This is a genomic window from Parabacteroides sp., assembly GCF_977054455.1.
The window spans coordinates 76840-101240 of the sequence record NZ_CDRTCT010000017.1; the positions used below are offsets into that span (position 1 = coordinate 76840).

Genomic DNA, 24401 nt, shown 5'->3' on the forward strand with positions numbered 1-24401 from the left:
TCACATTTTTAACCTAACGATAACGTAAGGATAACATTCAAGAAGGAACAACCGGTTTATCTTTGCAATATCAAAAGAGATAAAACAACAATATTACTAACTATTTAAAATTTCACTTTATGAAAAAGGATCAAAGATAGAGCGAACGCTTCCCCGGAAAAGCCTGTCAGCCCCCGAAGTTAGTAAATGCATTACTACGTACGGTTAACATTCGAGGCAAGACAGCCACTCTACTTTGTACCAACTCAACAAAGAACAACAATTTTTACTAACAAATAAATTAACAACGTTATGAAACAGAAAAAAGAAACAAAAGAATTGTCAGAACTGACAAATGCTGAAAAATCAAGTATTAACGGAGGTTGCATCCCTCCCGAACCGGGCACTTGCTCTTGCTGTCCAAGCAACCCAAGCCCACTGGATGAGTTGAAAAAACTAACACATATCCACTAAAATTTGGTAGAATCATTATTTATGTCTAATTTTAAATTTATAAAATCATGAAAGAGTTAACAGAAAAAGAAAGTGTAGAAGTGAATGGCGGCGGAGTTATCGATTGGATTATCGACAAGTTGAAACCTGAATTTCCTATTGATTGGATTCTATAAAATATTATTTTAACATATTAAAAACAACAGTCACATGAAACAATTACAAATAAACACTGAAATACAAGAGCTTACCATTCATGAAATGACAAAAATCAACGGTGGTAACGGAGAATGGCACTGGCAAGAAGCATTATATTGTGCCTTTTATGCTGGCCCTGGAGGGCTTATAGTCTACACAATAGTAACTATGGTAAATTAGTATTAACAACAAAAAAACATCATTATGCAAGAACTTAATAATCAAGAATTAATAAATACAAATGGCGGAATTCCATACAAAATAATAATCGAATGTGCATTGGTTGCTGTAACATTGTATGTAGATGCATTAGAAAAATGCTATGAAATGGGGAAGGATTAACTTTACAAAAAATCAAATAAACAGTATAGCAAATTTTATTCTAATTACTGGAATATGTTTACTTACTATTTTTAAATGTTCATTACCAAATATCATTTTACCAGAAGATATAGTCCCTATACTACATAGATCATACTCATTATCACTGGCTTCTATTTTAAGAACAATATTTATTATAATATTTTTTCTTATGAATTTTGCCCGTATATTAAGACCTGGTAAAAATTAGGTAAAATAAAAAAGCGGTAGAAAAGTTTGATACTTTCTGCCGCTTTTCTTTGTTAACCCACCGATAACATTCTCCATTTTATGCTCTTCATACCTTTATGCCCCAATAACAACGCATAAACCATAAAACAAATAAGATCATGTTATTATCAAACGAATGGCAAGAATCACCGATCGTCTTGTTGTATGTTAGTCTTTTATGAAACGCAGATTTGTAGCAAAACAAACTCTTTACCGTCAATTTAATTTGTATTGGGCGTTCTTTCTTACAGGCAAATTCTTATTTTCAGTCTTTTCAGCCTAAAGCTCCCTTGTTTTTGTACTTTTTTCTCCAAATCATCTGAATGATTATTCAAATGATCTGAATAGTTTGGCAAAACCATACGGATGTTTTAGGCAAACCATACGGATGAATCCGGAAAATCATCTGAATGATTTTCCCGGACGAACTGAAACAAAGAAAAAAGCATTGTTAAAAAGCGCCTGAAAGGCATTTGAAAACAATTTTAACACCTCACAAGCTCTATAGAGCAGGCCATTTATGATTGACACTTTGACAGGAATCCATCTTTCCAGCCGACACGCTCATCCATTTCTTCTGTACCGTTCCAGTTCCTCCATGACAGAAAAGAAATTTTCCGATGATCCTGAGAACAAAACGACATTAGCGAACTCTGTTTCCCGCTTCTATCCGTAGCCATTCCGGCAAATGAGCACATACAGACGAATACGAGGAAGGCGAATACGACAGTTTGACATTATACGCATTCAGACATTATTGGAGCAAATAGAGAGTACAATCCTTTTAATTCAAAACAAATCATCTCTCTCCATTTTTTCGTTAACCTAACATTAACCTACCGATAACATTCCCCGCTTTATGCGCTTTATACCTTTGTGACACAATAACAACGTATAAACCATAAAACAAATAAGATCATGTTATTACCGAACGAATGGATAGAGAACAGCATCGAGACGTACATCTATCAACACACGACAAAATCGCAAGTTATCTACTGGGTTGTATTGGCGGCCATTACAGCCACGATCATCGCATTGCCTTTCGTCTATGTGGATATTTCCGTACAGGGCGGCGGAGTGGTACGGCCGGTAACCGAAAAGACCGAAATCAAGGCGGCTATCACCGAATATGTAGACTCCGTGTTCGTGAGGGAAGGGCAACAAGTGAGGAAAGGCGACGTGCTCCTGCGCTTCCGGACAAATAACAGCGACTATAAGATCAACTACCAGACAAACCGGATCAAAGATTATGAAGCCCATCTGGCCGACCTCGCTTTCCTGGCAGAAGGACAAACACCGTCCGTTTTCCGTTCTCCCGTCCGGCAACAGGAATACAGCTATTTTATCCGCCGCAAAAAAGAGCTTGAAACGACTTTGGCACAAGCAGAAAAGGAATATCAACGTAATAAAACCCTCTTTGAGAAAAAGGTGATCTCCGAAGAAGAATACGACAAATATTATTTCCAGTATAAAAGCCGTCAAAGCGAACTGGCATCCCTGCAGGAAAGCCAATTAAGCACCTGGCAAACCGACCTGAACACCTACCGGAACCAGTATAACGAAATGAACACCAACCTCCGGCAGGAAGAAAAGGAAAAAGACCTCTACATCGTACGCAGTCCGGTGGACGGGACGATCGACCAGTTCTCCGGCATCTACCGGGGCAGCAACATCCAGGCAGGGCAGTCACTTGCCGTCGTCAGTCCGGATTCGACCCTTTGCGTGGAAGTATATGTGACACCCCGCAACATCGGGTTCCTCTATCCCGGCATGCCGGTCAACATGCAAGTGGAATCGTTCAACTACAACGAATGGGGTACGATCCCCGGAAAGGTAAAAGATATCTCGTCCGATTTCCTGACCGATAGCAAGGGTAACTCTTTCTACAAAGTAAAATGCAGCATGGAACGGGATTACCTGACGCTCCGCAAAAGCGGCAAAAAAGGCGTCCTGAAAAAAGGGATGACTGTCAGCGCACATTTCATGATCACGGAACGCTCCCTCTTCGACCTGCTGTACCAGAAGATAGACGACTGGGCAAACCCCGTACAATATAACTCCAACACAATGATTGCAAATAATTAAACACACTAAAAGAAGATGAAAAAAGGAATTAAGATCAAACAGCACGATATCACCGACTGCGGAGCCGCCTGCCTGGCTTCCGTATGCGCCTATTACGGGCTGCAATTTCCGGTAGCCCGCATCCGTCAATATGCTTTTACCGATCAGAAAGGGACCAATATATTAGGATTGATTGAGGCAGCAAACAAATTGGGACTGTCTGCCAAAGGGGTACGCGCCCAGTTCGAAGCACTGCAAATTGTACCCAAACCGACAATCGCGCATATCGTAGTCAAAGAAGTGCTGCAACATTTCGTCGTGATCTATAAAGTCACGGAGACGCATATCACGTATATGGACCCGGGAGACGGGCGGATGCATCAGAAAACAAATGAAGAATTCAAGAAAGAATGGACGGGCGTACTGGTTCTCATGGAACCGGAAGAAACATTTCAAAAGGGTAATCAGAAAATAAGTATGACACGGAAGTTCCTGTCGTTATTGATGCCACACAAGAATGTAATGTTCCAGGCTCTATTCGGCGCATTCATATATAGTATTTTGGGATTATCCACTTCTGTATATGTCGGGAAGATAACCGATTATGTCTTGGTGGATAAGAACCTGAACCTGTTGAACCTGATGGGGATCGTCATGCTGCTGATCCTGCTGCTCCGGACGTTTGTCGGGGCGATGAAAAGCATCCTGGCTTTAAAGACCGGACAGCGCATAGACGCCGCCCTTATCCTGGGATACTACAAGCACCTGCTCACGCTGCCTCAACAGTTTTTCGACACGATGCGCGTCGGCGAAATCATTTCGCGTGTGAACGACGCCGTGAAAATCCGCAACTTCATCAACAACGTATCGCTGGACTTAGTGGTAAACATGATGATTCTCATATTTTCCGTCTGCCTGATGTTCGTCTATTCCTGGAAATTAGCGTTAATCACGCTGGTATCAGCTCCTTTGTTCTATCTCATTTATTGGGCCTTCAATAAATTGAACCGGAAATACCAACGTAGCATTATGGAGAGCAGCGCCGATCTGGAATCTCAATTAGTAGAATCGATCAACTCGATCACCACAATCAAACGTTTCGGTATCGAAGACTTTGCCAACCTGAAAACAGAAAGCAGGTTTGTCCATTTGTTGAAAAACACATACCGCAGCATTCATGGGGCGATCCTGGCACAGGGAGGCATCCAGTTTGTGTCGACCGGCATAACAATCGCTATTTTATGGATAGGCAGCATCTTGGTTGTCGACCAGGAATTGACGCCGGGGACGTTGATGGTGTTCTATTCGCTGGTCGGCTATGTCCTTTCGCCTATCGGTTCGCTGATCACTTCCAACCAGACCATTCAGGACGCCCTGATCGCTGCGGACCGTTTGTTCCAGATCATGGACCTGGAACGCGAACAGGATGACGAACAGAAAATCACACTTGAACCGGACATGATCGGTGACATCACGTTCGAAAACGTTTCCTTCCGCTACGGCTCCCGCAAGCAGGTATTCGAAACATTAAATCTGACCATCGAAAAAGGAAAAACAACCGCCATCATCGGTACAAGCGGCTCCGGCAAGACCACCTTAATTTCTTTGCTGCAACATATCTATCCGATACAGGCCGGCCAAATCCGGATCGGCAACTACGACATCGCCCAGATCGACAACCGGAGCCTGCGCAGCCGGGTCGGCACCGTACCGCAACAGATCGAGTTGTTTGCCGGAACAATCGTGGAAAACATCGCTGTCGGCGACCTGCATCCGGATATGAAACGGATCGTCGACCTGATCGACCAACTTGGATTGGCATCTTTTATCGAACGTTTACCCAAAGGATATATGACATACATAGGAGAGCACGGGACTTCCCTTTCCGGTGGAGAACGCCAACGGATCGCCATTGCCCGTGCCTTATATAAAGAGCCGGAAATCCTGATCTTCGACGAAGCAACCTCTTCACTCGATTCCATTTCTGAAAAGTTTGTCAAGCAAACTTTAGACAAACTGGCACATGAAGGCAAAACAGTCATCGTCATTGCCCATCGCCTGAGCACGATAAAGGCTGCAGACCGGATTGTCGTCCTCGACCACGGACAGGTAACGGAAACCGGCACGCACCACGAACTATGCAGCTCCGGCGGCATCTACAACCAACTCTGGAACGAACAATTCGACATGTTGACGTAAAGGGCGCAGGCACGTTCGCCTTTTACGTTAACATGAACTTATTGTCATCTATTACTTATTGTACGATTCATTAAAATACCCGTTGGTCCAAATCGAAACACATTGCCATGAAAATCGATTTTCACGCAAGGGTAATATTTTTTAACAAACATACATTTCTACAAAGACCTAATATAGAACAGAATACAAAAACATGCCATTTTAATGAGGTTATTGTACGATTTAATATATTTTCAAAAGCATCAAATCCGCATTTTGCCACTTTCGGATGATGGAGCCGTTAACCTAATGATAACATACCGATAACCTGATTCCTATTATCATCCCGCTACTTTTGCGACAAACAAAGTAATCAGACATACACATGAAACGAACAATCATTCTTTCTTTATTTTTATCATTGCTTATGGCCAACGTTTCCGCACAGGAAACATGGACATTACAGCAATGTATCGACTATGCACTGGATCACAACATCAGCATAAAAAAGCAGAAAAACGAAATCAAAAGATTAAATATTGAACGTAATAACTTAAAAAGCAGTTTTTTGCCCAACCTGCAGGCAGGAACGACGCAAAAGATGGATTTCGGCCGTTCGCTAAACAAAAACAACACGTATGACGAGACGAACGCGCAAAGCACTTCTCTATCCTTATCATCCGAAATAGTATTGTTTGACGGTCTGAAACGATTCCATTCCATCACAAAAAACAGATATGACCTGTCCGCACAAATCGCCGGGACGGAAGTAACCCGAAACGATTTGTCACTGAACATCGTCTCCTGCTATTTCCAGATCCTGCTGGACAGCGAAATAGCTGAAATAGCCCGCCAACAAGTACTCCTGACGGAAGAACAAATCGCAAAAACGCAATTTCTGATAGACCACGGAAAAGTCCCGCATTCACAATTATATGATGTACGGGCACAACTGGCAGATGACGAACTTACGGTCACGGAAGCCGTCAACACGCTGCGGCTATCCAAGCTGGAACTCATGCAGCTAATGGAACTAAACGACATGGATTCGTTCCGGATAGTTCCGGTTCGGACCGGAAATCCGGAAACGGTCTCTTTGCAGCCGGACGAAGTCTATCACGCCGCATTGACTTGCATGCCCCAGATCAAACAAGCACAATATAAGGTAGAAAGCAGCAGGAAGTCCATCGCAATCGCCCGTTCCGGCTATTATCCCTCCCTTTCGCTGGGAGCCGGGATCAGTAGCGGCTATTACCATTCGGACCAAACTTTAAACGCTTCCTTCGGCCGGCAACTGCAAAACAATATGCAGAAGAGCATCTACATCACGCTCAGCATTCCGCTGTTCAACCGCTTCTCCACGCGTAACGATATCCGCACTGCCAAAGTTCAGGCCGATAATGCCCTGCTCGCCCTGGAAGAAGAAAAGAAAGCGCTTTATAAAGATATCGAGAAAGCTTATACGGACGCTGTTTCCGCATATGAAAAATATGAATCGACAACCCGCTCGGTCGAAGCAAACACAGAGGCCCACCGGTACGCACAAGAAAAATATGCCGCCGGCAAATCGACCGTATTCGAATATAACGAGAGCAAGATGAAACTGGCAAACGCGCTCTCCGCCCAGGCTCAGGCCAAATATACTTGTTTGCTGAAAAACAGGATTCTGAATTTTTATGCTTGCCGGGAACTTGCCGGCACGAATTAACCTAAAGATAACGTAACGATAACATACCGGCGGATATCGTCTGCCTACTTTTGCCATAGATAAAAGAAACAAAGTATTAATCTCAAAAAATAAACGACAATGGATGCAATTACAATCACAGCTGCAATGGTTCTTTCTTTATTCGATACTAATATCGGAGGTGACCAATTTATTTATAACACCGAGTTCAACGACCGGCAGGAAGTATGTGCAAAAACTGTTTTCAAGAAAAACGATGACGGCAATTTCCAAAAGAGACTCCGTTACCGATATGACTACGACTCGCAAAAGCGCTTGACAGCCAAAGAAGTCCAGGCGTGGGATCCGGCGTCCGACGAATGGGGAAATGCATATCGCCTGGAATACAAGTACGATTTGACGGAAACAAGCGTCACCTGCATGAAATGGGACAGCCGCACGAACAGCTACTCCGATCAGGAAGACAAAATCATTTATTCGCAATTGGACGAACATGTACTTAGCGTATGCAACTATACCTGGAACGAAAAAGACGAGAACTGGAACCTCGTCAGCCGGATGGCAGCATACGATCCGACTCATGAACTTTTATATACGGATAACCGGATAAAATGAAAATTAATTATTCCCGTCATTATGCAACTGTTTGAAACAATCGATCGGGCACAACGGATACATCGCATGATCCAAAAATCAGCAACAGGAACTCCTGCCGAATTTGCAGAACGACTACATATCAGCCGCCGATCATTATACTATTTGTTAGATGAACTAAAAGATTTCGGAGCAGAAATTGCATACGACCGTACTAAATGCACGTTCTATTATGCAAATAACTTTGAATTGGAACTTATCATCAAAGTCAGTCCGCTTACTTCCAAAGAAAAAAGTTACATTTATGGCGGAAATATTGAACTTTATTTCGAACGTGCAAGGAGGTTGCACAGAGCCGACCTATCTTTGCGAATGTAAAAGAGACAGAAATACTTGCAAGGAATTTGGTTTATTTTATAGGTTACCCGATTACCAGAGAAAGCGGGAAGCGGAAATAAGGGTCGAAAAGCTTGAATAGAGTAGGCCGATAAATATCATGGAAAAAAAACATTTAATAACAGAACTAAGTTCTTCGGAGAATATTTCTATTAACGGAGGATGGATTGGATTCGCCGCAGGATTTGTATTATCAACTTTCTTAGGTGAAGTACTTTTTAATCCTTCAGAATCTATAGAGATTTACAAAGAAGCGTATAAAAATGCCCAATAATTAAAACTAATATATCATGAAAGATTTAAGTTTAATTGAATTACAAAACATTAATGGTGGACTATCGGAAGTATCCACATATATTCTTGAAGGAATGGCTACATTCCATAAAAAAGTAGCAGAGTTTATGGAAAACGATTATTGGTGGCGCAGTTTTGCACATTAAAAATTAATAAGGGTATTCAATATATTATCAAATTAACTATATTGTAATACCCTTATTTAAATTAAGATTAAATCACATACAAAAAAACATGATGAAAACAAGAGATATAACATATTCAAAAATTCTAATATCCATATTGTCATTTGCTACAATATTTATTTTAAGATTTGGCTTAAAATATAATTTTGAACCTATAGGAATGTTATTATTTCCAAGTCTACTATTATTCCTATATAATAGGAACGGATTAAAAAACGATATCATATTTAGTCTGATAGCTGCAATAATTGTATTTACATTTTGGGGGCATTTCAATTATACAGATATAATCTTGTCATTGTCAGGAGGATTAATAGCATTTTTTTGTTTAACAATTATCAGATTTGTTTTAAAAAAATAATCTTCAATCCTTCTTAAAAAAACACAACTTCTTACATTTGTCCGGATTCTTTTTGTATATTTGACAAAACGGAGGTGACAATATGGCAAACCCCAGATTACCCAATATAACAGAGGCGGAACAGGAGCTCCTCTATGAGAAGTTGAATGTTTATAACCAGGGAAAAGCCTCTTATAAGGAAGCGGGATGCTACCTTGTGGTTTTACCGAGGGAAGGGCATCCGGACTACAGCCTGTGGTTCTACACGCCTCTGCTCGACAGGCGGTGCATCCTGTTTGTCGAAGATCTGAAACCGGACATTATCCAGTCGCTGCGCATCGTCACTTCCGAATTGTGGTATGCCAACCGACAGATCCTGGTCACGGACTACAATGAGAAGAGGATGTCGACACACGGGGACGACCTGATCGCTTTCGGCAAATACCGCGGACATTTCCTGTATGAGATCCTGCGGATAGATCCGGGCTACGTGAACTGGATCGCCCATAAATACACACCTACCATCCCCAAACAGGAACGTTTCGTCAAGATGGCACAAGCCTACAACTGCGTATATCTGGACAAGATGCTGAAAAAGAAATACCAGCCGCGTCCCACCAGCCGTTTCTTAGGAAAGAAAGGGGACAAGCTGGCCCATCTTACCCTGAAAATAACCAAAGTGCGGGTGGAAGACGACCCGTACAGGACCCATGTCGTCGGGACAACCCCGGTCTTCTTCGTCCGCCAGCGCCTGACGGCCATCGATGCGAGCGGCAACCTGGTCAACCTGACCTTCGCCTCCGGCAATCCCAGCCAGGCCTCTGGGCAGTTGCCCTCCCTGGAACATGCTTACCGGCCGGGCGAGGTGCTGCATATCTCTTCGGCACGTATCGCTGCGACATTCGAGAGTTATGGCATACAGTACACGCGGCTGAATTATGTCAAGATTGGAAAATAATCCCTACCTTTGCCTCCTCGAAAAAGGACAGCAAGATGAAAATAGTCGCCGACAATACCGTTCCCTACCTGAAAGGAATCGCAGAACCGATTGCAGAGGTAAAATATCTCACTTCTAAAGAGTTTACACCGGAAAACGTAAAGGATGCAGACGCGCTGATCGTGCGGAGCATAGACAAATGCACCCGCGAACTGCTCGAAGGAAGCCGGGTGAAGTTGATTACCAGCGCCACAATAGGCTTCGACCATATCGACACCCGGTATTGCGACGAGGCAGGTATCACGTGGAAGAACTCGCCGGGATGCAATGCCGTTTCGGTCGCCCAATATGTACTTGCCGGATTGCTCATGATCGCGCTCCGAAAGGGTGAACCCCTACAAGGGAAGACGATCGGGATCGTCGGAGTCGGCCATGTCGGGAAAGAGGTGGAGAAGTTATGCTCGGCCTACGGGATGAACGTGCTCCGCAACGACCCGCCGCGGGCGGAGGCGGAAGGGGAAGACGGCTTCGTCCCACTGGACACGATCGCCGAGCAAGCCGACATCGTCACCTTCCACACGCCGCTGACAAAGGATGGTCGTTTTGCCACCCGCCACCTGGCAGGAGAAGGCTTCTTCGGCAAGCTCCAACGGAAACCCTGGTTCGTCAACGCATCCAGGGGAGCCGTCCATGACACGGATGCCCTCTTGCATGCCCGGAAAGAAGGCAAGATCGGCGAACTGATCCTGGACTGCTGGGAAAACGAACCCGACATCAACCGGGAATTACTGGGACTGGCCGCGATAGCGACTCCGCATATCGCCGGTTTCTCGGCGGACGGGAAAGCCAACGGCACGCGTATGTGTCTGGAAAACATCGAAAAATACTTTCAGGTGAAGATCGGAAAGATCGCCGAAGTGGTTCCGCCTGCACCCGGAAATCCGGTTATCGACCTGGACCGGTTTACAGGAGACCGGATCGGACAGGCGATCCTGACCTGTTTCAACCCGCTTGCCGTTGACCGGGCGTTGCGGGAAAATCCCGACCGGTTCGAATGGTTCCGGGCAAACTATCATCACCCGAGGGAATACCAGGCATACACAATCGTCCATGCGACTCCGGAAGAAGCCGGACTGCTCCGAAGATTGGGGTTCGAGGTCCAACAATAACACAAACCAAACGGAACAATGGGAAAAGACAAACTTATTTCACCCAGTTTCTGCTATATATTAGCAGCCAACTTTTTGCTGTTCTTCGCATTTTATCTGATATTGCCGGTCCTGCCGTTTTACTTGCAGGACCAGTTCGATGCGGATAAATCGATGATCGGCTTTATCCTGTCGTGCTATACCATTGCCGCCCTTTGCATCCGTCCGTTCTCCGGATACCTGCTGGACACATTCGCCAGACGGCCGTTGTACCTCTTAGCCTACTCCGTCTTCATGGTCATCTTCGCCGGATATATGATCGCCAGCCTGCTGAGCATCTTTATCGTGCTCCGTATCCTGCACGGCTTCGCCTTCGGCATGGTGACGGTGTCGGGCAATACGATCGTGATCGACATCCTGCCCTCCTCCCGCCGTGGCGAGGGGATCGGTTACTACGGGCTGGCAAACAATACGGCCATGAGTTTCGGGCCGATGACAGGGCTGTTCATGCACACCAGCTTCTCCTACGAAACGATTTTCGCCTGTTCGCTCCTCTCCTGTTTTCTCGGATTCATCATGGCCTATTTAGTAAAGACACCGCAGAAGCAACCGGTAAAGAAGGAACCGATCTCGCTGGACCGTTTCTTTTTAGTGAAAGGCACTTGGGCGGGTATCTCCTTGCTGCTGCTCTCCATTCCCTACGGCATGACGACCACATACGTGGCCATGTATGCCGATGAGATCGGTATTTCCGTCAATTCGGGGTTATATTTCACCTTTATGGCAATCGGCCTGGCTGTCTCGCGCATGTTCTCCGGACGGCAGGTCGACAAAGGGAGGATCACGCTGGTCATCTCGTTGGGAATGTATCTTGCCGCCGCCAGCTTCTTCGGGCTGGCAGCTCTGGAAAGGCTGATGCGGTGGGATCCGGCTTTCACCTCTTATCTGTATATCGGGATCGCCCTTTCGCAAGGAGTGGCGTTCGGCACGATGTTCCCGGCTTTCAACACCCTGTTCGTGAACCTCGCTCCCAACAGCCAACGGGGAACAGCGACTTCCACCTACCTGACCAGTTGGGATGTGGGGATCGGGATCGGACTGATGATAGGCGGAAGCATTGCGCAGGCATTCGGGGGATTCAACTATGCTTACCTGTTCGGGGCATGCCTGACAATTCTTTCGACACTGTTCTTTTTATTGAAAGCAGGACCGCATTTCAATCGGAACAAATTGAGATAGGAAACGCGGCTCAACTGTTACGGTACTCCAGCGGCGACATTCCCACGTAGCGGCGGAAATATTTGTCGAAGAAAGCCACATTGCTATATCCTAATCCGATAGAGATTTCCTTTATCGGGAGATTCGTTGATTTCAGTTGGGCTTTGGCGTCCATTATCACGACGTTGGCAATAATATCGAGGGCCGTCATCCCGGTCGTCTTTTTGATCACGTAGCAGAAATGGGGCAAGGTGATCCGCAGCTTTCCGGCATAGAAGGAGGCGCTCCGCTCTTTCGTATAATATTGCCAGACAAGCTGCACGAACTCGCGGGCGATCTCCTTGTCACGGCTCAGAACCGGTTCTTTCCAAGTATTGAACTTCTTGTACATATTGACCACTCCCTGGATCAGCAGGTCGAGGACCGGTTTCAGACTGTCGGTAAAGAGGATGGAGTCAGGATCGTTGTCCGCCCGTACCAGCAGGGAGAAAAAATCCTTATAGATAGCGGCGGCATTAGCGGACAAAGGGACTACCGGATTCTCGATGATCGTAACGATCAGGTTGGAGATCGTCCGGATAAAATTGATGCTTTCCAGGAAACGGGAAGAGAAAGCGACGAAACAGACCTCGGCATCTTCCGACACTTCATGGATCTGGATAAAGGTATTGGGCAGCAAGGTGATGAAATCGTTCACCTGCGCCGTATATTCATCCAGGTTTATCGTCACACGGATCGTTCCCCTGGTACAAAAGGCAAACACGCCCGCTTTTATCTTGCAGGGAAAAAGCCCGTACATGTTCAGGATATCGCCCGTAATACCATCGCCCACGATAAAATCCTTCGGGATATCGAATTTAGGCAAGTCAACGTCTATCTTCATACAACACCGTTTTGTTGTTTCAAAAGTAGTAAAATATGCTTAGTCTGCCTAATAATCTTAAAAATAGAATATTTATTCCCAAACATAGAGATTGTTTAACTCAAACTTTAGTCTGTTCTTTGTATTATCCAATAGTAGGACTAAAAACGAAATATATGAATAGAAAATCGATATGCCGTTTCCTTTCCGCCATGATGCTGACTATCCTCCTGATATCCTGCAATGACGATAATGGGCATGACAGCCTTTCCCCGGCGGAACTGAGCGGGATCTACTCTAACAAACTAAGCGTCCCGGCAAACGGGGACTCCCTTATCCTGAGCTACAACGGGAATACATTTATCGGAAAAGACGTGGCATTTAAGACGGATGACGGGAAAACCGCACATATCATTCTTAAATATGTACTACCGCACGATGCAGAAACGGCCCTTGCCGACATTCCCCTGACGACGGCAAACGGCGGCTATTCCTTTAGTGGAAACGCAACGGCAACAACCGGCACTACGTTTCGTTACCAGGGAAGCATACAGGCTAAAAGACTGTTTTTGGAACTGTCGGACATCACGATTCCTGAGAACCGGTTGACGGCGAACGGGACCTGGCATGTCGCCCACGAAAATGCCTCTTATTATAATGTAGACAACGGCAGCATGCAGACGATGACCGGAATGCTGTATAACCTGGTAGGCGGCAAGCTGGTCAGCAACCTGATCAGTTCCGTGCTGAACGATCTGACCTTCCGGGCGGACGGAAACATCATCGCCCGCTATGCTCCCCTGCCCGATTCGGTCCGGATAGGAAACCTGATAGGCAATTATGTCAAACACCCGGCAAACGACTGGGCCGCTTCGCCTTCCAACTTAGCGACTTATCACGTGGAGGGCAATGCATCCTTATATGTAATCCCGCAAGTCGACATGATCATCCGCCAAGTGATGGTAAACAAACAGACGAAGGTCGGCTCCGGGGATAGCTCCATGGAGAACGCACTACTGGCGGCCTACCGGAAGATCAACGCCTGGTCTACCACCGGCATCAAAATGACGATCCGCGAAAGCGAAGCCCCGGCAAAAGGCGATCTCATCCTGCTCCTCGACAAACCGGAAATACAAGAGCTGTTCGCCCTGCTGGACATCGTGAAGGTCTTTCTTCCCGAAGAGACGCTTAACACACCTGTCACGGACCTGATCGGCGACCTGATCCCGCCCCAGTTCGCAAGTATCGCAGGCATACTCCTGCAAGGAAAGACGCTCGGCGCGATCCTGGACCAGTTGAGCCGGGAGTTGAACGCAATTCCCATCGAGATCGGCATCTATTTATACAAAGACAAACCTGTCAACTAAAAGCAATCCGCATGAAAAAGCTATATATCCTGATTTTCGCCCTGTCACTCTTCACCGGAGCCGTATTCGGACAAACAGTGAAAGGACACGTCTATGACGCGGAAACCCATGAACCGCTGCCGGGCGTCAACATCACCTACAAGAAAATAAACGGGGATACGAACGGAACCATATCGGATGCCGACGGAGCCTACGAAATCGCGCTGCCGGAAGGGGGGACCGACCTCCTGTTCAGCTATATCGGATATGAAAACGAACAGCTCCCGCTGGTACTCCGCAAAGGGGAGATCAAGACAAAAGATGTCTATATGAACATCAAGGCGAACCTGCTGGGAGACGTGGTGGTCAGCGCCGGACGCTTCGAACAGAAACTAAGCGACGTCACCGTCTCGATGGACCTGCTGAAAGCGGGCGATATCGCCCGGCAAGCGCCGACCGACCTGAGTTCGACACTGAACACGATGCCGGGCGTGGATATCAACGACAAGCAGCCCTCCATCCGCGGCGGAAACGGATGGACATACGGGGTCGGTTCGCGCAGCCTTGTGCTGGTGGACGGCATGAGCGCACTGAGTTCGGGCAACGGAGTGATCAACTGGAACATCGTCCCGCTCGAAAACATCGAACAGGTAGAGGTGATGAAGGGCGCCTCCTCCGTGCTCTACGGTTCATCCGCCCTGAACGGGGTGATCAACATCCGCACGAAACGGCCGGGACTCACGCCGGTCACAAGCGCCCGCGCCTATGTCGGGATCTACGACCATCCGGCTCATGACGAATACGAAGGGGCGGACGTCTCGCACGCACGGCGGATCGGGAACTTCGACGTGTCGGGAGGACTCAACCTGTTTTCCGACGACGGATACCGCGAGCAGGGATACAACCGGCGACTGCGGTTCGGAGGCAATATGACGTACCACCATCCGATGAAAGAAGGGAAGCTCCTGAACTACGGGTTCAACTTCAACTACCTGGCCGACAAATATGCCGACTTCTTCATCTGGCGTTCGCCAGTGGAAGTCTATCAACCGTCGTCCATCGCCAACATGGGGCGCAAGGGGAACACCTTCTATATCGACCCCTTTTTCAACTTCACCAATCCGGCCGGCAACACCTCGCATAAGATCAAGACCCGTATCTATTACCGGGGAGACGGCATCATCGACGGAAGTTCCGCCCGCAAGTCGCTCGACGACATCTTAAGCAATATGGGGAGCGATGCCGCCACGGTCAACGCCTATATCGACAACATCAAGAACGGAGACTACAGCCCGTTCTTCCCGTTGATCCAGCCGATATTGCAAGGCGACCTGAACGGGATCGTGGACGGGGCCGTCAACATCCTGAACGGAGTATTCCCGACTGCCACGACAGCCGACTACTGCGACCTGATCTCCTGGGTGATGAACAACAACAAGGAGAGTGCGCCCAAAGGGACGGACAAGAACTACACCTACTATGCAGACTACCAGTTCAACAAGAAATGGGACAACGGGAGCCAGATCACCGCCGGAGCGACCTACGAACACATGAAAAGCGTTTCGAAAACGACCGGGACGCACGACAGCGACAACGCCGCCCTGTTCGTCCAGTACGACCAACGTTTCTTCGACCGCCTGAGCGTATCGGCCGGTATGCGTGCCGAATACTACCGGGTGGACGGATACCTGCGGGAAGCGGATACCCAACTGTTCGGGACCCGGATTCCGGTCAAACCGATCTTCCGCGCCGGACTGAACTACCAGCTTGCCGACTACAGCTTTATCCGCGCCAGCTTCGGGCAAGGCTACCGCTATCCTTCGCTGACCGAGAAATATGCCCGCAAGGACATCGGCGGTGTCGGCGTGTACCCGAACAGGGAAGTGAATGCCGAAAAGGGCGTGAACGCCGAACTGGGCTTCAAACAGGGATACAAGTTCGGCAACTTGGCGGGATTCTTCGACCTGGCGGGGTTCTATACCCAGTACACCGACATGATCGAATTTCGCTTCGGGATTTTCAACAATACGACTTTGCAGTATATCAACGGGACGCGCGACCTCCTGGGCATGATCACCCAGGGACAGATGCCGGGAGTCGGCGCACAGTTCTATAACGTGTCGAAAGCGCGAATCTACGGGGCGGAAATCAGTACGAACGGCGTCTGCACGTTCACCCCCAACACCACATTGAGCTACAACTTAGGGTATGTATTCATCGAACCGGAAGACGCCGGCTACAAGAAAAAGAACGAGGAAGAAGCCACCTACGACGATCCGATACGCATGAAAGAAAAGTCCAACACATCCAAATACCTGAAGTACCGCCAGAAGCACACCGTGAAAGCCGTCCTCGACTTCCAGTGGAAACGGCTGACGCTGGGAACCAATATCGTATGGAAAAGCAAGACATTGGCCGTCGACTACCTGATGGTGGACGAGCGGGCGAAGGAGCAGCCGGAGATCATGGACTACGTGCGCGACATCCTCTTCGGCGACGTGAACGGACAAACGCTTCACTCCTATTGGGCGAAGAACAACACGCCCTACTGCGTGGTCGACCTGCGTGCAGGCGTGAAGATCACGAAGGAGCTATCCTTCCAGTTCATGGTGAACAACCTGTTCAACAAAGAATACTGTACGCGTCCGATGCTGGTCGCCGCGCCCCGCACCTATGTCATGCAGTTGAGCGCGAGCTTCTGATACCGGTTTTTCTCCGGGAGTTTCAAAAAGTTTCCTGCGCATGAAACAAAAGTTTCTCCGGCAGGAAATAAAAGTTTCATCGGCAGGAAACAAAAGTTTCATCAAAGGGAAACTTTTACTACCCACCGATCAGTTCTTCTATAATATGAGGATAATGGGCGTATTCCAGCGCATGCACTTTCGCGGCGACCTCTTCCGGCGTATCGGAGGGCAGGACGGGACATTTTGCCTGGAAGATAACCGTCCCCTCATCATAATGCTCGTCTATGTAATGGATGGTAATGCCGGTCTCGCGCTCGCCGGCGGCAACGACCGCCTCGTGCACATGCATCCCGTACATGCCTTTGCCACCGAATTTAGGCAGAAGGGCGGGATGGATATTGATGATTTTACCCGGATAGGCATTCAGCAGAGGCGCGGAAATCTTATTCATGAAGCCGGCAAGGACCACCAGGTCCGTATCGTACTCGGCAAGTTTTGCCAAGACAGGTCCCCCGTCTGCAAAATCCTCCCTCGAAAAGACAAACGAAGGAACCCCCAACCTGTTCACACGGGCATGCACGCCTACGTTCCGGTTGTTAGACAAAACAACCGCGACTTTAATACTTTCACTTTTAGAGAAATATCGGGCGATATTCTCCGCGTTCGTACCCGACCCGGAGGCAAAAATTGCTACGTTTTTCATGTTTTCTCCTGTTTTTGTGCACAAGAAAAGATAAAATGTGCAGTTTTCCACATTTTTAGCTCATTAAATTTGTTTTGTAACATAAAAAATTCTTTTCTTTGCACTGCAAATTTAAAAAGTATATTCGTATTTATTAATCTAAATTGAAAAAGTTATGTCTGAAGTTGCTGAAAGAGTAAAAGCTATCATCGTTGACAAATTAAGTGTTGAAGAAACAGAAGTTACAAACGAAGCAAGCTTTACTAACGATTTAGGAGCAGACTCTCTTGACACTGTAGAACTGATTATGGAATTCGAAAAGGAATTCGGTATTTCTATTCCTGATGATCAAGCAGAAAAGATTACAACTGTAGGCGACGCCATTGCTTACATCGAAGCTAACGCGAAGTAATCAATCCTTTTAATTAAAGGTATGGAATTAAAAAGAGTTGTGGTAACAGGTCTTGGAGCTATTACTCCTCTTGGTAATACTCTTCCGGAAACATGGGAAGGTATTATCAATGGGAAGAGTGGAGCCGGGCCTATTACTCAGTTTGATGCATCCAAATTCAAGACACAATTTGCATGCGAAGTAAAAGGCTTCGACCCGTTGACAGTAATGGATCGGAAGGAAGCCCGCAAGTGTGACCGTTATAGTTTATTCGCAATAAATGCCGCAAAACAAGCGATTGAAGACGCAGCTATGGACTTGGACAAGGAAGACAAGGACCGTATCGGCGTTATCTTCGCCTCCGGTATCGGCGGTATCAAGACATTCGACGAAGAGGTATTAGGATATGCAAAGATCAAAGACACGATCGGTCCTAAGTTCAATCCGTTCTTCATCCCGAAGATGATCTCCGATATTGCAGCCGGGCATATCTCCATGCTTTACGGATTCCACGGCCCCAACTTTGCGACAGTATCCGCTTGTGCATCTTCTACCAACGCGATCGCTGACGCGTTCAACTATATCCGTCTGGGAAAAGCAAACGTGATCATAACCGGTGGCGCCGAAGCCGCCATTTCGGAATCAGGCGTCGGCGGGTTCAACTCGATGAACGCGCTGTCGACCCGCAACGATTCGCCCGAAACCGCTTCCCGCCCGTTCAGCGCAAGCCGTGACGGATTCGTGATGGGAGAAGGCGGTGCCTGTCTGGTCCTGGAAGAGATGGAACACGCTTTGGCTCGCGGAGCTAAAATATATTGCGAAATTGCCGGAACCGGCATGTCTGCCGATGCTTACCACCTGACCGCTTCCCATCCGGACGGATTAGGAGCCAAGTTGGTGATGCGAAACGCATTGGAAGATGCGGAAATGGCTCCGGAAGACATCGATTATATCAATGTCCACGGGACCTCTACCCCGGTAGGAGATATTTCGGAAGTAAAAGCGATCAAAGAAATCTTCGGAGATCACGCCTACAACCTGAATATCAGCTCGACGAAATCAATGACAGGTCACCTCTTAGGTGCAACCGGAGCATTGGAGGCAATCCTTTGCATTATGGCAATTAAAGACGGTATCGTACCTCCCACGATCAATCATGCAGAAGGTGACGATGATCCGGAAATCGATCATAAACTGAATTTCACATTCAATAAAGCTCAAAAAAGAGAAGTGCGGGCAGCACTGTCCAACACCTTCGGGTTCGGCGGGCACAATGCTTGTGCTATTGTAAAAAAATTTGTGAAGTAACGTGTTTACAAAGTTATACAAAAGAATAAGGCTCCTCAAGAACATGGGTAAGGAGCCTTATTCTTCTTTATACAAGATACTCGGTTTTTATCCCGATAACATCCACCTTTATGAACAAGCCTTCCTCCATAAATCCTCATCCGTAGAAAGCGGTGACGGCAGATGGCTGAACAACGAACGGTTGGAGTTTTTGGGCGATGCCATATTGGATGCAGTCGTAGGCGATATCGTTTACAAACACTTTCAGAACAAGCGGGAGGGATTCCTCACCAACACCCGCTCCAAAATCGTACAGCGCGAGACGATGAACCGCGTTGCCGTCGAACTGGGACTCGACAAGATGGTCGTGTACTCCGCCAAACTAAGCTCTCACAACAACCACATGTATGGAAATGCCCTCGAAGCACTGATCGGCGCGATCTACCTGGACCAGGGCTATGAGGTCTGCTACAACTTCATCCAGAATGTGCTCATCAAGAAATATGTCAACCTGGAAACGATCGCCCGCAAAGAGGTCAATTTCAAATCGAGCCTGATCGAATGGAGCCAGAAGAACAAGCTCGAAATATCGTTCGACCTGATCGAATCGTTTACCGACAACGACGGGAACCCGGTGTTCCAGACAGGCGTGACGCTTTCCGACACACAGATAGGCGTAGGCATCGGCTATTCGAAAAAAGAATCCCAGCAAAGCGCCGCCAAGATGGCAATCAAGAAACTACGAACCGATAAAACATTCCAGCAATTCATCTCGGAACTCAAGAAGAAGAAAACCGGCGAGAACACAGCCGAGAACGAGTTCGAGGAACTCCCTGAAGAAGCCGTAGAGAACAACGCACAGGAAACAACTGAAATGGAAATGAACGGCACGGAAAAAAGAAAAGCGGAAACAAGCATGGAAGCCGTTCCCGCCGAAAGCTAATTTTCAATTTCCGAAGGAGATTCCCATCCGTTTTCCCTGAACGATCAGATCATGTCCGGGAGTCACCAATTTCAACTTACCGGCCACCTCCGAAAGAGGGATCGACTCGACTTCACTGCCTCTCATGCAAACCATCCGTCCGAATTGCCTGTTCGCGATCAGTTCCGTAGCATGTCCGCCCAGGCGGGTAGCCAAATTGCGGTCGAAAGGAGAAGGATTGCCTCCGCGCTGGATATATCCCAAGACCGTATCGCGGCTTTCGATCCCGGTCGCCTCCTCTATGACACGCGTCACATAGACGGAAGGACGCTCCTTGTCGGGCGTTTCGATCCCTTCAGCCACAACCACGATGGAATAGGGCTTACCACGGCGGGCACGGTCCAGGATCACTTCGTTTATCTTGTCCATATCGAAGCCCAGTTCAGGCAACAGGATCACATCGGCGCCTCCGGCCATCCCGGCATACAGCGCGATCCAGCCGGCATGATGTCCCATCACCTCCACCACCATCACCCGTTTGTGCGAACTGGCGGTCGAATGCAGGCGGTCGATCGCTTCGGTCGCGATATTGACAGCCGTATCGAACCCGAAGGTTATGTCCGTTCCCCAGATATCGTTGTCGATAGTCTTCGGCACGCCGATCACGTTCAGACCCATCGCCGAGAGCATGCCGGCGGTTTTCTGCGTCCCGTTGCCGCCGATGCAGACAAGGCAGTCCAAGCCGAGCTCTTCATAATTCTGCCTGATGAGCTGCGGCTTCTCGCTTTCGCCCGAAGCCAGGAGTTTACGGAAAGGTTTCTCGCGGGAAGTCCCCAGGATCGTACCGCCCAGGTTCAGGATACCGGAAAGGCTGCGTTCGTCGAAAGTCTGGACATCTTTATTCAGCAGGCCTACAAAGCCGCTGTGTATGCCGATGACTTCCATGCCATAGTGCATAATGGCCGTTTTACCGACACCGCGTATCGTGGCGTTTATTCCGGGACAATCGCCGCCGGAGGAAAGGATACCTATTTTCATCGTTTTTTCGGATTAAGTACTTGTCCAACAAAGATACGGAAATTATCGTATCTTTGCATGCAATTCAAACAACAGGAGCATGGATATTCTGACAAATACAATATCACTACTCTTCCGCCCACGGCAAAAAGAGATCGCAAAGTTTGCGCAGGATGCAGACGCCATCCAGCACAGACAGTTGAAATCCCTTCTGTCTGCCGCCCGAAGCACCGAATGGGGCCTGAAATACGACTACAAAAACATTCAGGGATATGCAGACTTTTGTGAGCGGATTCCCTTGCAGACCTACGACGACCTAAAGCCATACATCACCCGTATGATAAACGGAGAAAGGAATATCCTCTGGCCTTCGGTCGTGCGGTGGTACGCAAAAAGCAGCGGCACCACGAACGACAAAAGCAAGTTCCTTCCCGTCACGCCCGAAATCCTGAAAGGGTGTCATTACAAAGGCGGCTTCGACACCGTCTCCATCTATCTCCGGAATAATCCCGACAGCCGTTTCTTTTCCAGCAAAGGGTTGATACTGGGCGGAAGCCACAGCCCTTCCCCTTTGAACCGGAATGCGCATTGCGGGGACCTTTCGGCCGTCCTGTTGCAGAACCTGAACCCGCTCGTCAACCTGATCCGCGTCCCCGACAAGAAGATCATCCTGATGGATGAATGGGAAAGCAAGATCAAAGCGATCGTCGAAAGCACCTGGAAAGCCGACGTGAACAGCCTGTCCGGCGTCCCCTCGTGGATGCTGGTACTGATCAAGGCTGTGTTGCAAAAGGCGGGATGCGAATACCTGACGGACGTCTGGCCCAATATGGAGGTATTCTTCCACGGCGGGATCAGTTTCGAGCCGTACCGGGACCAGTACAAGGCGTTGATCCCCTCGGACCGGATGCAATACATGGAAACCTACAACGCATCGGAAGGTTTTTTCGGCCTCCAGGACGATCCGGCGGAACACAGCCTGCTGCTGATGATCGACTACGGCATCTTCTATGAATTCATCCCGGTGGGCGAGGTGGGCAGCGAACACCCGACCGTCCTTCCGTTAGAAGCCGTAGAGGTGGGGAAAAACTATGCGATGGTGATCACGACCTCCGGCGGATTGTGGCGTTACCAGATCGGTGACACGGTCCGTTTCACCTCCCTCTATCCGCACAAGTTCGTGATATCGGGACGTACCAAGAACTTTATCAATGCCTTCGGCGAAGAGCTGATGGTAGACAATGCAGACAAGGCGATCAGCAGCGCCTGCCGCCTGACGGGAGCCAAAGTGAAAGAATACACCGCCGCTCCCCTCTTCATGCTCGACAAGGCGAAAGGCCGCCATCAATGGATGATCGAATTCGAAAAAATGCCGCCTTCGCTGGATGAATTCGCTTCCTTGCTGGACAAGACCTTACAACAGCTTAACTCCGACTACGAGGCAAAACGTTATAAAGAAATTTCCCTCCAACCGCTGGAAATCCGGGTCGCCCGCGAAGGGACCTTCTACGAATGGCTCCGCCGGAAAGGGAAATTAGGCGGCCAGCACAAAATCCCCCGCCTCAGCAATGACCGGACGTTTATTGAGGAGCTGATGGAGATTTCGGGAATTAAAAATTAAGAATTAAGAATTAAAAAATAGGGGGATGATGATATTTCTCAAAACTTCCAAGACAGATAGAGGGCGCCTCCATCGGGGCGGAGCGTCGGGGCGATGACGAGGCGGTCGCTTCCCTTCATATTGATTTTGCGGGCGATCGCGTTGCGGATAGGGAAATAGGTCAGGTAGGCGAGTTCGACGGAAAGGATACCGAAACCGGCCCCCGCCACCACATCGGCCACCCAATGCCGGTTGTTGTACAAGCGCGAACAGGCGACGAAGGTTGCCAGCGCATAGCCGGAATAGGCCAACACCAGGCTGCTGTCCTTCAACTCCTTCCAAGCGATATGCGCTCCCAAGAAAGCATTGGCGGTATGTCCGGAAGGGAACGAGTGAGGACCGCCGTCGGGGCGTATTTCATCCACCGTGTACTTGACCGTCCGTGTCATGGCGGCATTGAAGCCTTCGGCAATAACGACTAAGCAGAGTTGATCCACCCAGTTATGCTTCTCCTTCCCCATCAGGTCGCATACGAATACCCAACCCAACATGCCCCATTCCATATAATCGTCGATCCGTATCTTCCTGACGGAATCCTTGCGGGAAAAGAGGTGGAAGTCGTTCATCCCGTCTATGGCAGTGCCGATCGCCCCGACTGTTATCAGGGAAGCGGGAAGGATCAGGCTTTTCGGCTTGAATTTATATTCGACGACGGACATCCGGGATGTGCTGTCGTCCCGTGCCTCCGCATCGGACACGGAAAGGCGTAGAGGCGATTCAGGCAAGGAAGGCTCGCGAACCGCCCCAACCGTTGTAAATATTGTAAACTGGAGTAATACCAGCAGGATGCAAATAAAAGATTTCACTAATTACCTTATTGATTTTCGCCCCCAAAGGAACAAAAATCTTCTTACATCACAACTATCGGTTTGCTATTTCTTAACGGCAAAATAGCGAGGCAAGCATATATAATTATAACGATTTAGAGAGGGACATAGCCAAAGCCGGGAGCGGCCGACTTATCCTTTTTATCCCCCGAACCGGGGGAATATGTTGCATAAACGGTATTGTTTTGTTCTGTAACCCACATATTTCGGAAAATTAAAGGCGTTTTTTCTTGTTGATTCGGAAAACCTATTTACCTTTGCAACGATTCCGTAGTGGGCAGCGGCTCACAGTGCGCGGGATCGTTTACATATTGTAAGCATTTTACGAAGATTATTCCAATCTTAAAATCTGGTAAATTTTAAACACGCCGGAATAATGGACAGTAAATGCTTGCGCTGATTACGTTATGGTTTATCCACTTTAGATAGGGGGAGTATATTATATCGTATAGGCGCGG

The 24401-nt window shown here is 48.0% G+C and carries 23 protein-coding genes; 19 read left to right on the top strand and 4 right to left on the bottom strand.

Going from position 1 to position 24401, the window contains the following annotated elements:
- Positions 1-291 precede the first annotated feature (291 nt).
- The 13 genes from ACW6QF_RS10205 to ACW6QF_RS10265 all read left to right on the top strand — a co-directional run bounded on the left by ACW6QF_RS10205 (position 292) and on the right by ACW6QF_RS10265 (position 12286).
- Positions 292-453: a hypothetical protein gene (locus ACW6QF_RS10205; protein WP_456087733.1), complete on the top strand. Its 162-nt coding sequence runs from the start codon at positions 292-294 to the stop codon at positions 451-453.
- A 189-nt stretch (positions 454-642) separates the two neighbouring features.
- A complete protein-coding gene (locus ACW6QF_RS10210) occupies positions 643-810 on the top strand; it encodes a hypothetical protein (RefSeq protein ID WP_456087734.1) in 168 nt (55 codons plus the stop codon).
- Between the two features lie 24 nt (positions 811-834).
- Complete coding sequence (locus ACW6QF_RS10215) at positions 835-972, top strand: hypothetical protein (RefSeq protein ID WP_456087735.1); 138 nt, start codon at positions 835-837, stop codon at positions 970-972.
- Between the two features lie 1167 nt (positions 973-2139).
- The gene (locus ACW6QF_RS10220; RefSeq protein ID WP_456087736.1) at positions 2140-3309 is read left to right on the top strand and encodes an HlyD family secretion protein; all 1170 of its coding nucleotides are present in this window, start codon (positions 2140-2142) and stop codon (positions 3307-3309) included.
- 15 nt (positions 3310-3324) lie between these two features.
- Complete coding sequence (locus tag ACW6QF_RS10225; protein WP_456087737.1) at positions 3325-5487, top strand: peptidase domain-containing ABC transporter; 2163 nt, start codon at positions 3325-3327, stop codon at positions 5485-5487.
- Between the two features lie 364 nt (positions 5488-5851).
- Complete coding sequence (locus tag ACW6QF_RS10230) at positions 5852-7174, top strand: TolC family protein (RefSeq protein ID WP_456087738.1); 1323 nt, start codon at positions 5852-5854, stop codon at positions 7172-7174.
- A gap of 99 nt (positions 7175-7273) precedes the next feature.
- Positions 7274-7768, top strand: a complete 495-nt coding sequence (locus tag ACW6QF_RS10235) for a DUF3836 domain-containing protein (RefSeq protein ID WP_456087739.1) — start codon at positions 7274-7276, stop codon at positions 7766-7768.
- A 21-nt stretch (positions 7769-7789) separates the two neighbouring features.
- A complete protein-coding gene (locus tag ACW6QF_RS10240; protein WP_456087740.1) occupies positions 7790-8125 on the top strand; it encodes a helix-turn-helix domain-containing protein in 336 nt (111 codons plus the stop codon).
- A gap of 118 nt (positions 8126-8243) precedes the next feature.
- Positions 8244-8417, top strand: coding sequence for a hypothetical protein (locus tag ACW6QF_RS10245; RefSeq protein WP_456087741.1), 174 nt, complete (start codon positions 8244-8246; stop codon positions 8415-8417).
- 16 nt (positions 8418-8433) lie between these two features.
- On the top strand, positions 8434-8583 hold the full coding sequence (locus ACW6QF_RS10250; protein ID WP_456087742.1) for a hypothetical protein: 150 nt from the start codon (positions 8434-8436) through the stop codon (positions 8581-8583).
- 482 nt (positions 8584-9065) lie between these two features.
- Positions 9066-9920 carry an exodeoxyribonuclease X C-terminal domain-containing protein gene (locus ACW6QF_RS10255; protein WP_456087743.1) on the top strand — a complete coding sequence of 285 codons (855 nt, stop codon included), beginning with the start codon at positions 9066-9068 and terminating at the stop codon, positions 9918-9920.
- A 35-nt stretch (positions 9921-9955) separates the two neighbouring features.
- Complete coding sequence (pdxB, locus tag ACW6QF_RS10260) at positions 9956-11068, top strand: 4-phosphoerythronate dehydrogenase PdxB (protein WP_456087744.1); 1113 nt, start codon at positions 9956-9958, stop codon at positions 11066-11068.
- An 18-nt stretch (positions 11069-11086) separates the two neighbouring features.
- Entirely contained in the window at positions 11087-12286 is a 1200-nt protein-coding gene (locus tag ACW6QF_RS10265; protein WP_456087745.1) for an MFS transporter, read from the top strand.
- A gap of 10 nt (positions 12287-12296) precedes the next feature.
- Here the strand turns inward: ACW6QF_RS10265 and ACW6QF_RS10270 are convergent, their stop codons facing one another.
- Positions 12297-13148 (bottom strand): helix-turn-helix domain-containing protein, encoded by an 852-nt coding sequence (locus tag ACW6QF_RS10270; protein WP_456087746.1) that lies wholly within the window; start codon positions 13146-13148, stop codon positions 12297-12299.
- 155 nt (positions 13149-13303) lie between these two features.
- Here ACW6QF_RS10270 and ACW6QF_RS10275 point away from each other — a divergent pair, with 155 nt between their 5' ends.
- Both ACW6QF_RS10275 and ACW6QF_RS10280 read left to right on the top strand, forming a co-directional pair.
- Positions 13304-14494: a DUF4925 domain-containing protein gene (locus ACW6QF_RS10275; RefSeq protein WP_456087747.1), complete on the top strand. Its 1191-nt coding sequence runs from the start codon at positions 13304-13306 to the stop codon at positions 14492-14494.
- Between the two features lie 11 nt (positions 14495-14505).
- A complete protein-coding gene (locus ACW6QF_RS10280) occupies positions 14506-17175 on the top strand; it encodes a TonB-dependent receptor (protein WP_456087748.1) in 2670 nt (889 codons plus the stop codon).
- 118 nt (positions 17176-17293) lie between these two features.
- Here the strand turns inward: ACW6QF_RS10280 and purN are convergent, their stop codons facing one another.
- Positions 17294-17860, bottom strand: coding sequence for a phosphoribosylglycinamide formyltransferase (gene purN, locus ACW6QF_RS10285; protein WP_298553947.1), 567 nt, complete (start codon positions 17858-17860; stop codon positions 17294-17296).
- 154 nt (positions 17861-18014) lie between these two features.
- On the opposite strand from purN, the gene ACW6QF_RS10290 reads away from it, so the two are divergent.
- Genes ACW6QF_RS10290 through rnc form a run of 3 tightly spaced genes read left to right on the top strand, consistent with a single transcriptional unit; the run spans position 18015 to position 20460 of the window.
- Positions 18015-18251, top strand: a complete 237-nt coding sequence (locus ACW6QF_RS10290) for an acyl carrier protein (protein ID WP_005639879.1) — start codon at positions 18015-18017, stop codon at positions 18249-18251.
- Between the two features lie 21 nt (positions 18252-18272).
- The gene (fabF, locus tag ACW6QF_RS10295; protein ID WP_298553944.1) at positions 18273-19538 is read left to right on the top strand and encodes a beta-ketoacyl-ACP synthase II; all 1266 of its coding nucleotides are present in this window, start codon (positions 18273-18275) and stop codon (positions 19536-19538) included.
- 1 nt (position 19539) lies between these two features.
- Positions 19540-20460, top strand: coding sequence for a ribonuclease III (rnc, locus tag ACW6QF_RS10300; RefSeq protein ID WP_456087749.1), 921 nt, complete (start codon positions 19540-19542; stop codon positions 20458-20460).
- A 3-nt stretch (positions 20461-20463) separates the two neighbouring features.
- On the opposite strand, the gene ACW6QF_RS10305 is transcribed toward rnc, so the two are convergent.
- Positions 20464-21477: an ATP-dependent 6-phosphofructokinase gene (locus ACW6QF_RS10305; RefSeq protein WP_298553939.1), complete on the bottom strand. Its 1014-nt coding sequence runs from the start codon at positions 21475-21477 to the stop codon at positions 20464-20466.
- A 79-nt stretch (positions 21478-21556) separates the two neighbouring features.
- Here ACW6QF_RS10305 and ACW6QF_RS10310 point away from each other — a divergent pair, with 79 nt between their 5' ends.
- Entirely contained in the window at positions 21557-23077 is a 1521-nt protein-coding gene (locus ACW6QF_RS10310; protein ID WP_456087750.1) for a GH3 auxin-responsive promoter family protein, read from the top strand.
- A gap of 38 nt (positions 23078-23115) precedes the next feature.
- On the opposite strand, the gene ACW6QF_RS10315 is transcribed toward ACW6QF_RS10310, so the two are convergent.
- Positions 23116-23922, bottom strand: a complete 807-nt coding sequence (locus tag ACW6QF_RS10315) for a phosphatase PAP2 family protein (RefSeq protein ID WP_456087751.1) — start codon at positions 23920-23922, stop codon at positions 23116-23118.
- Positions 23923-24401: the final 479 nt, after the last annotated feature.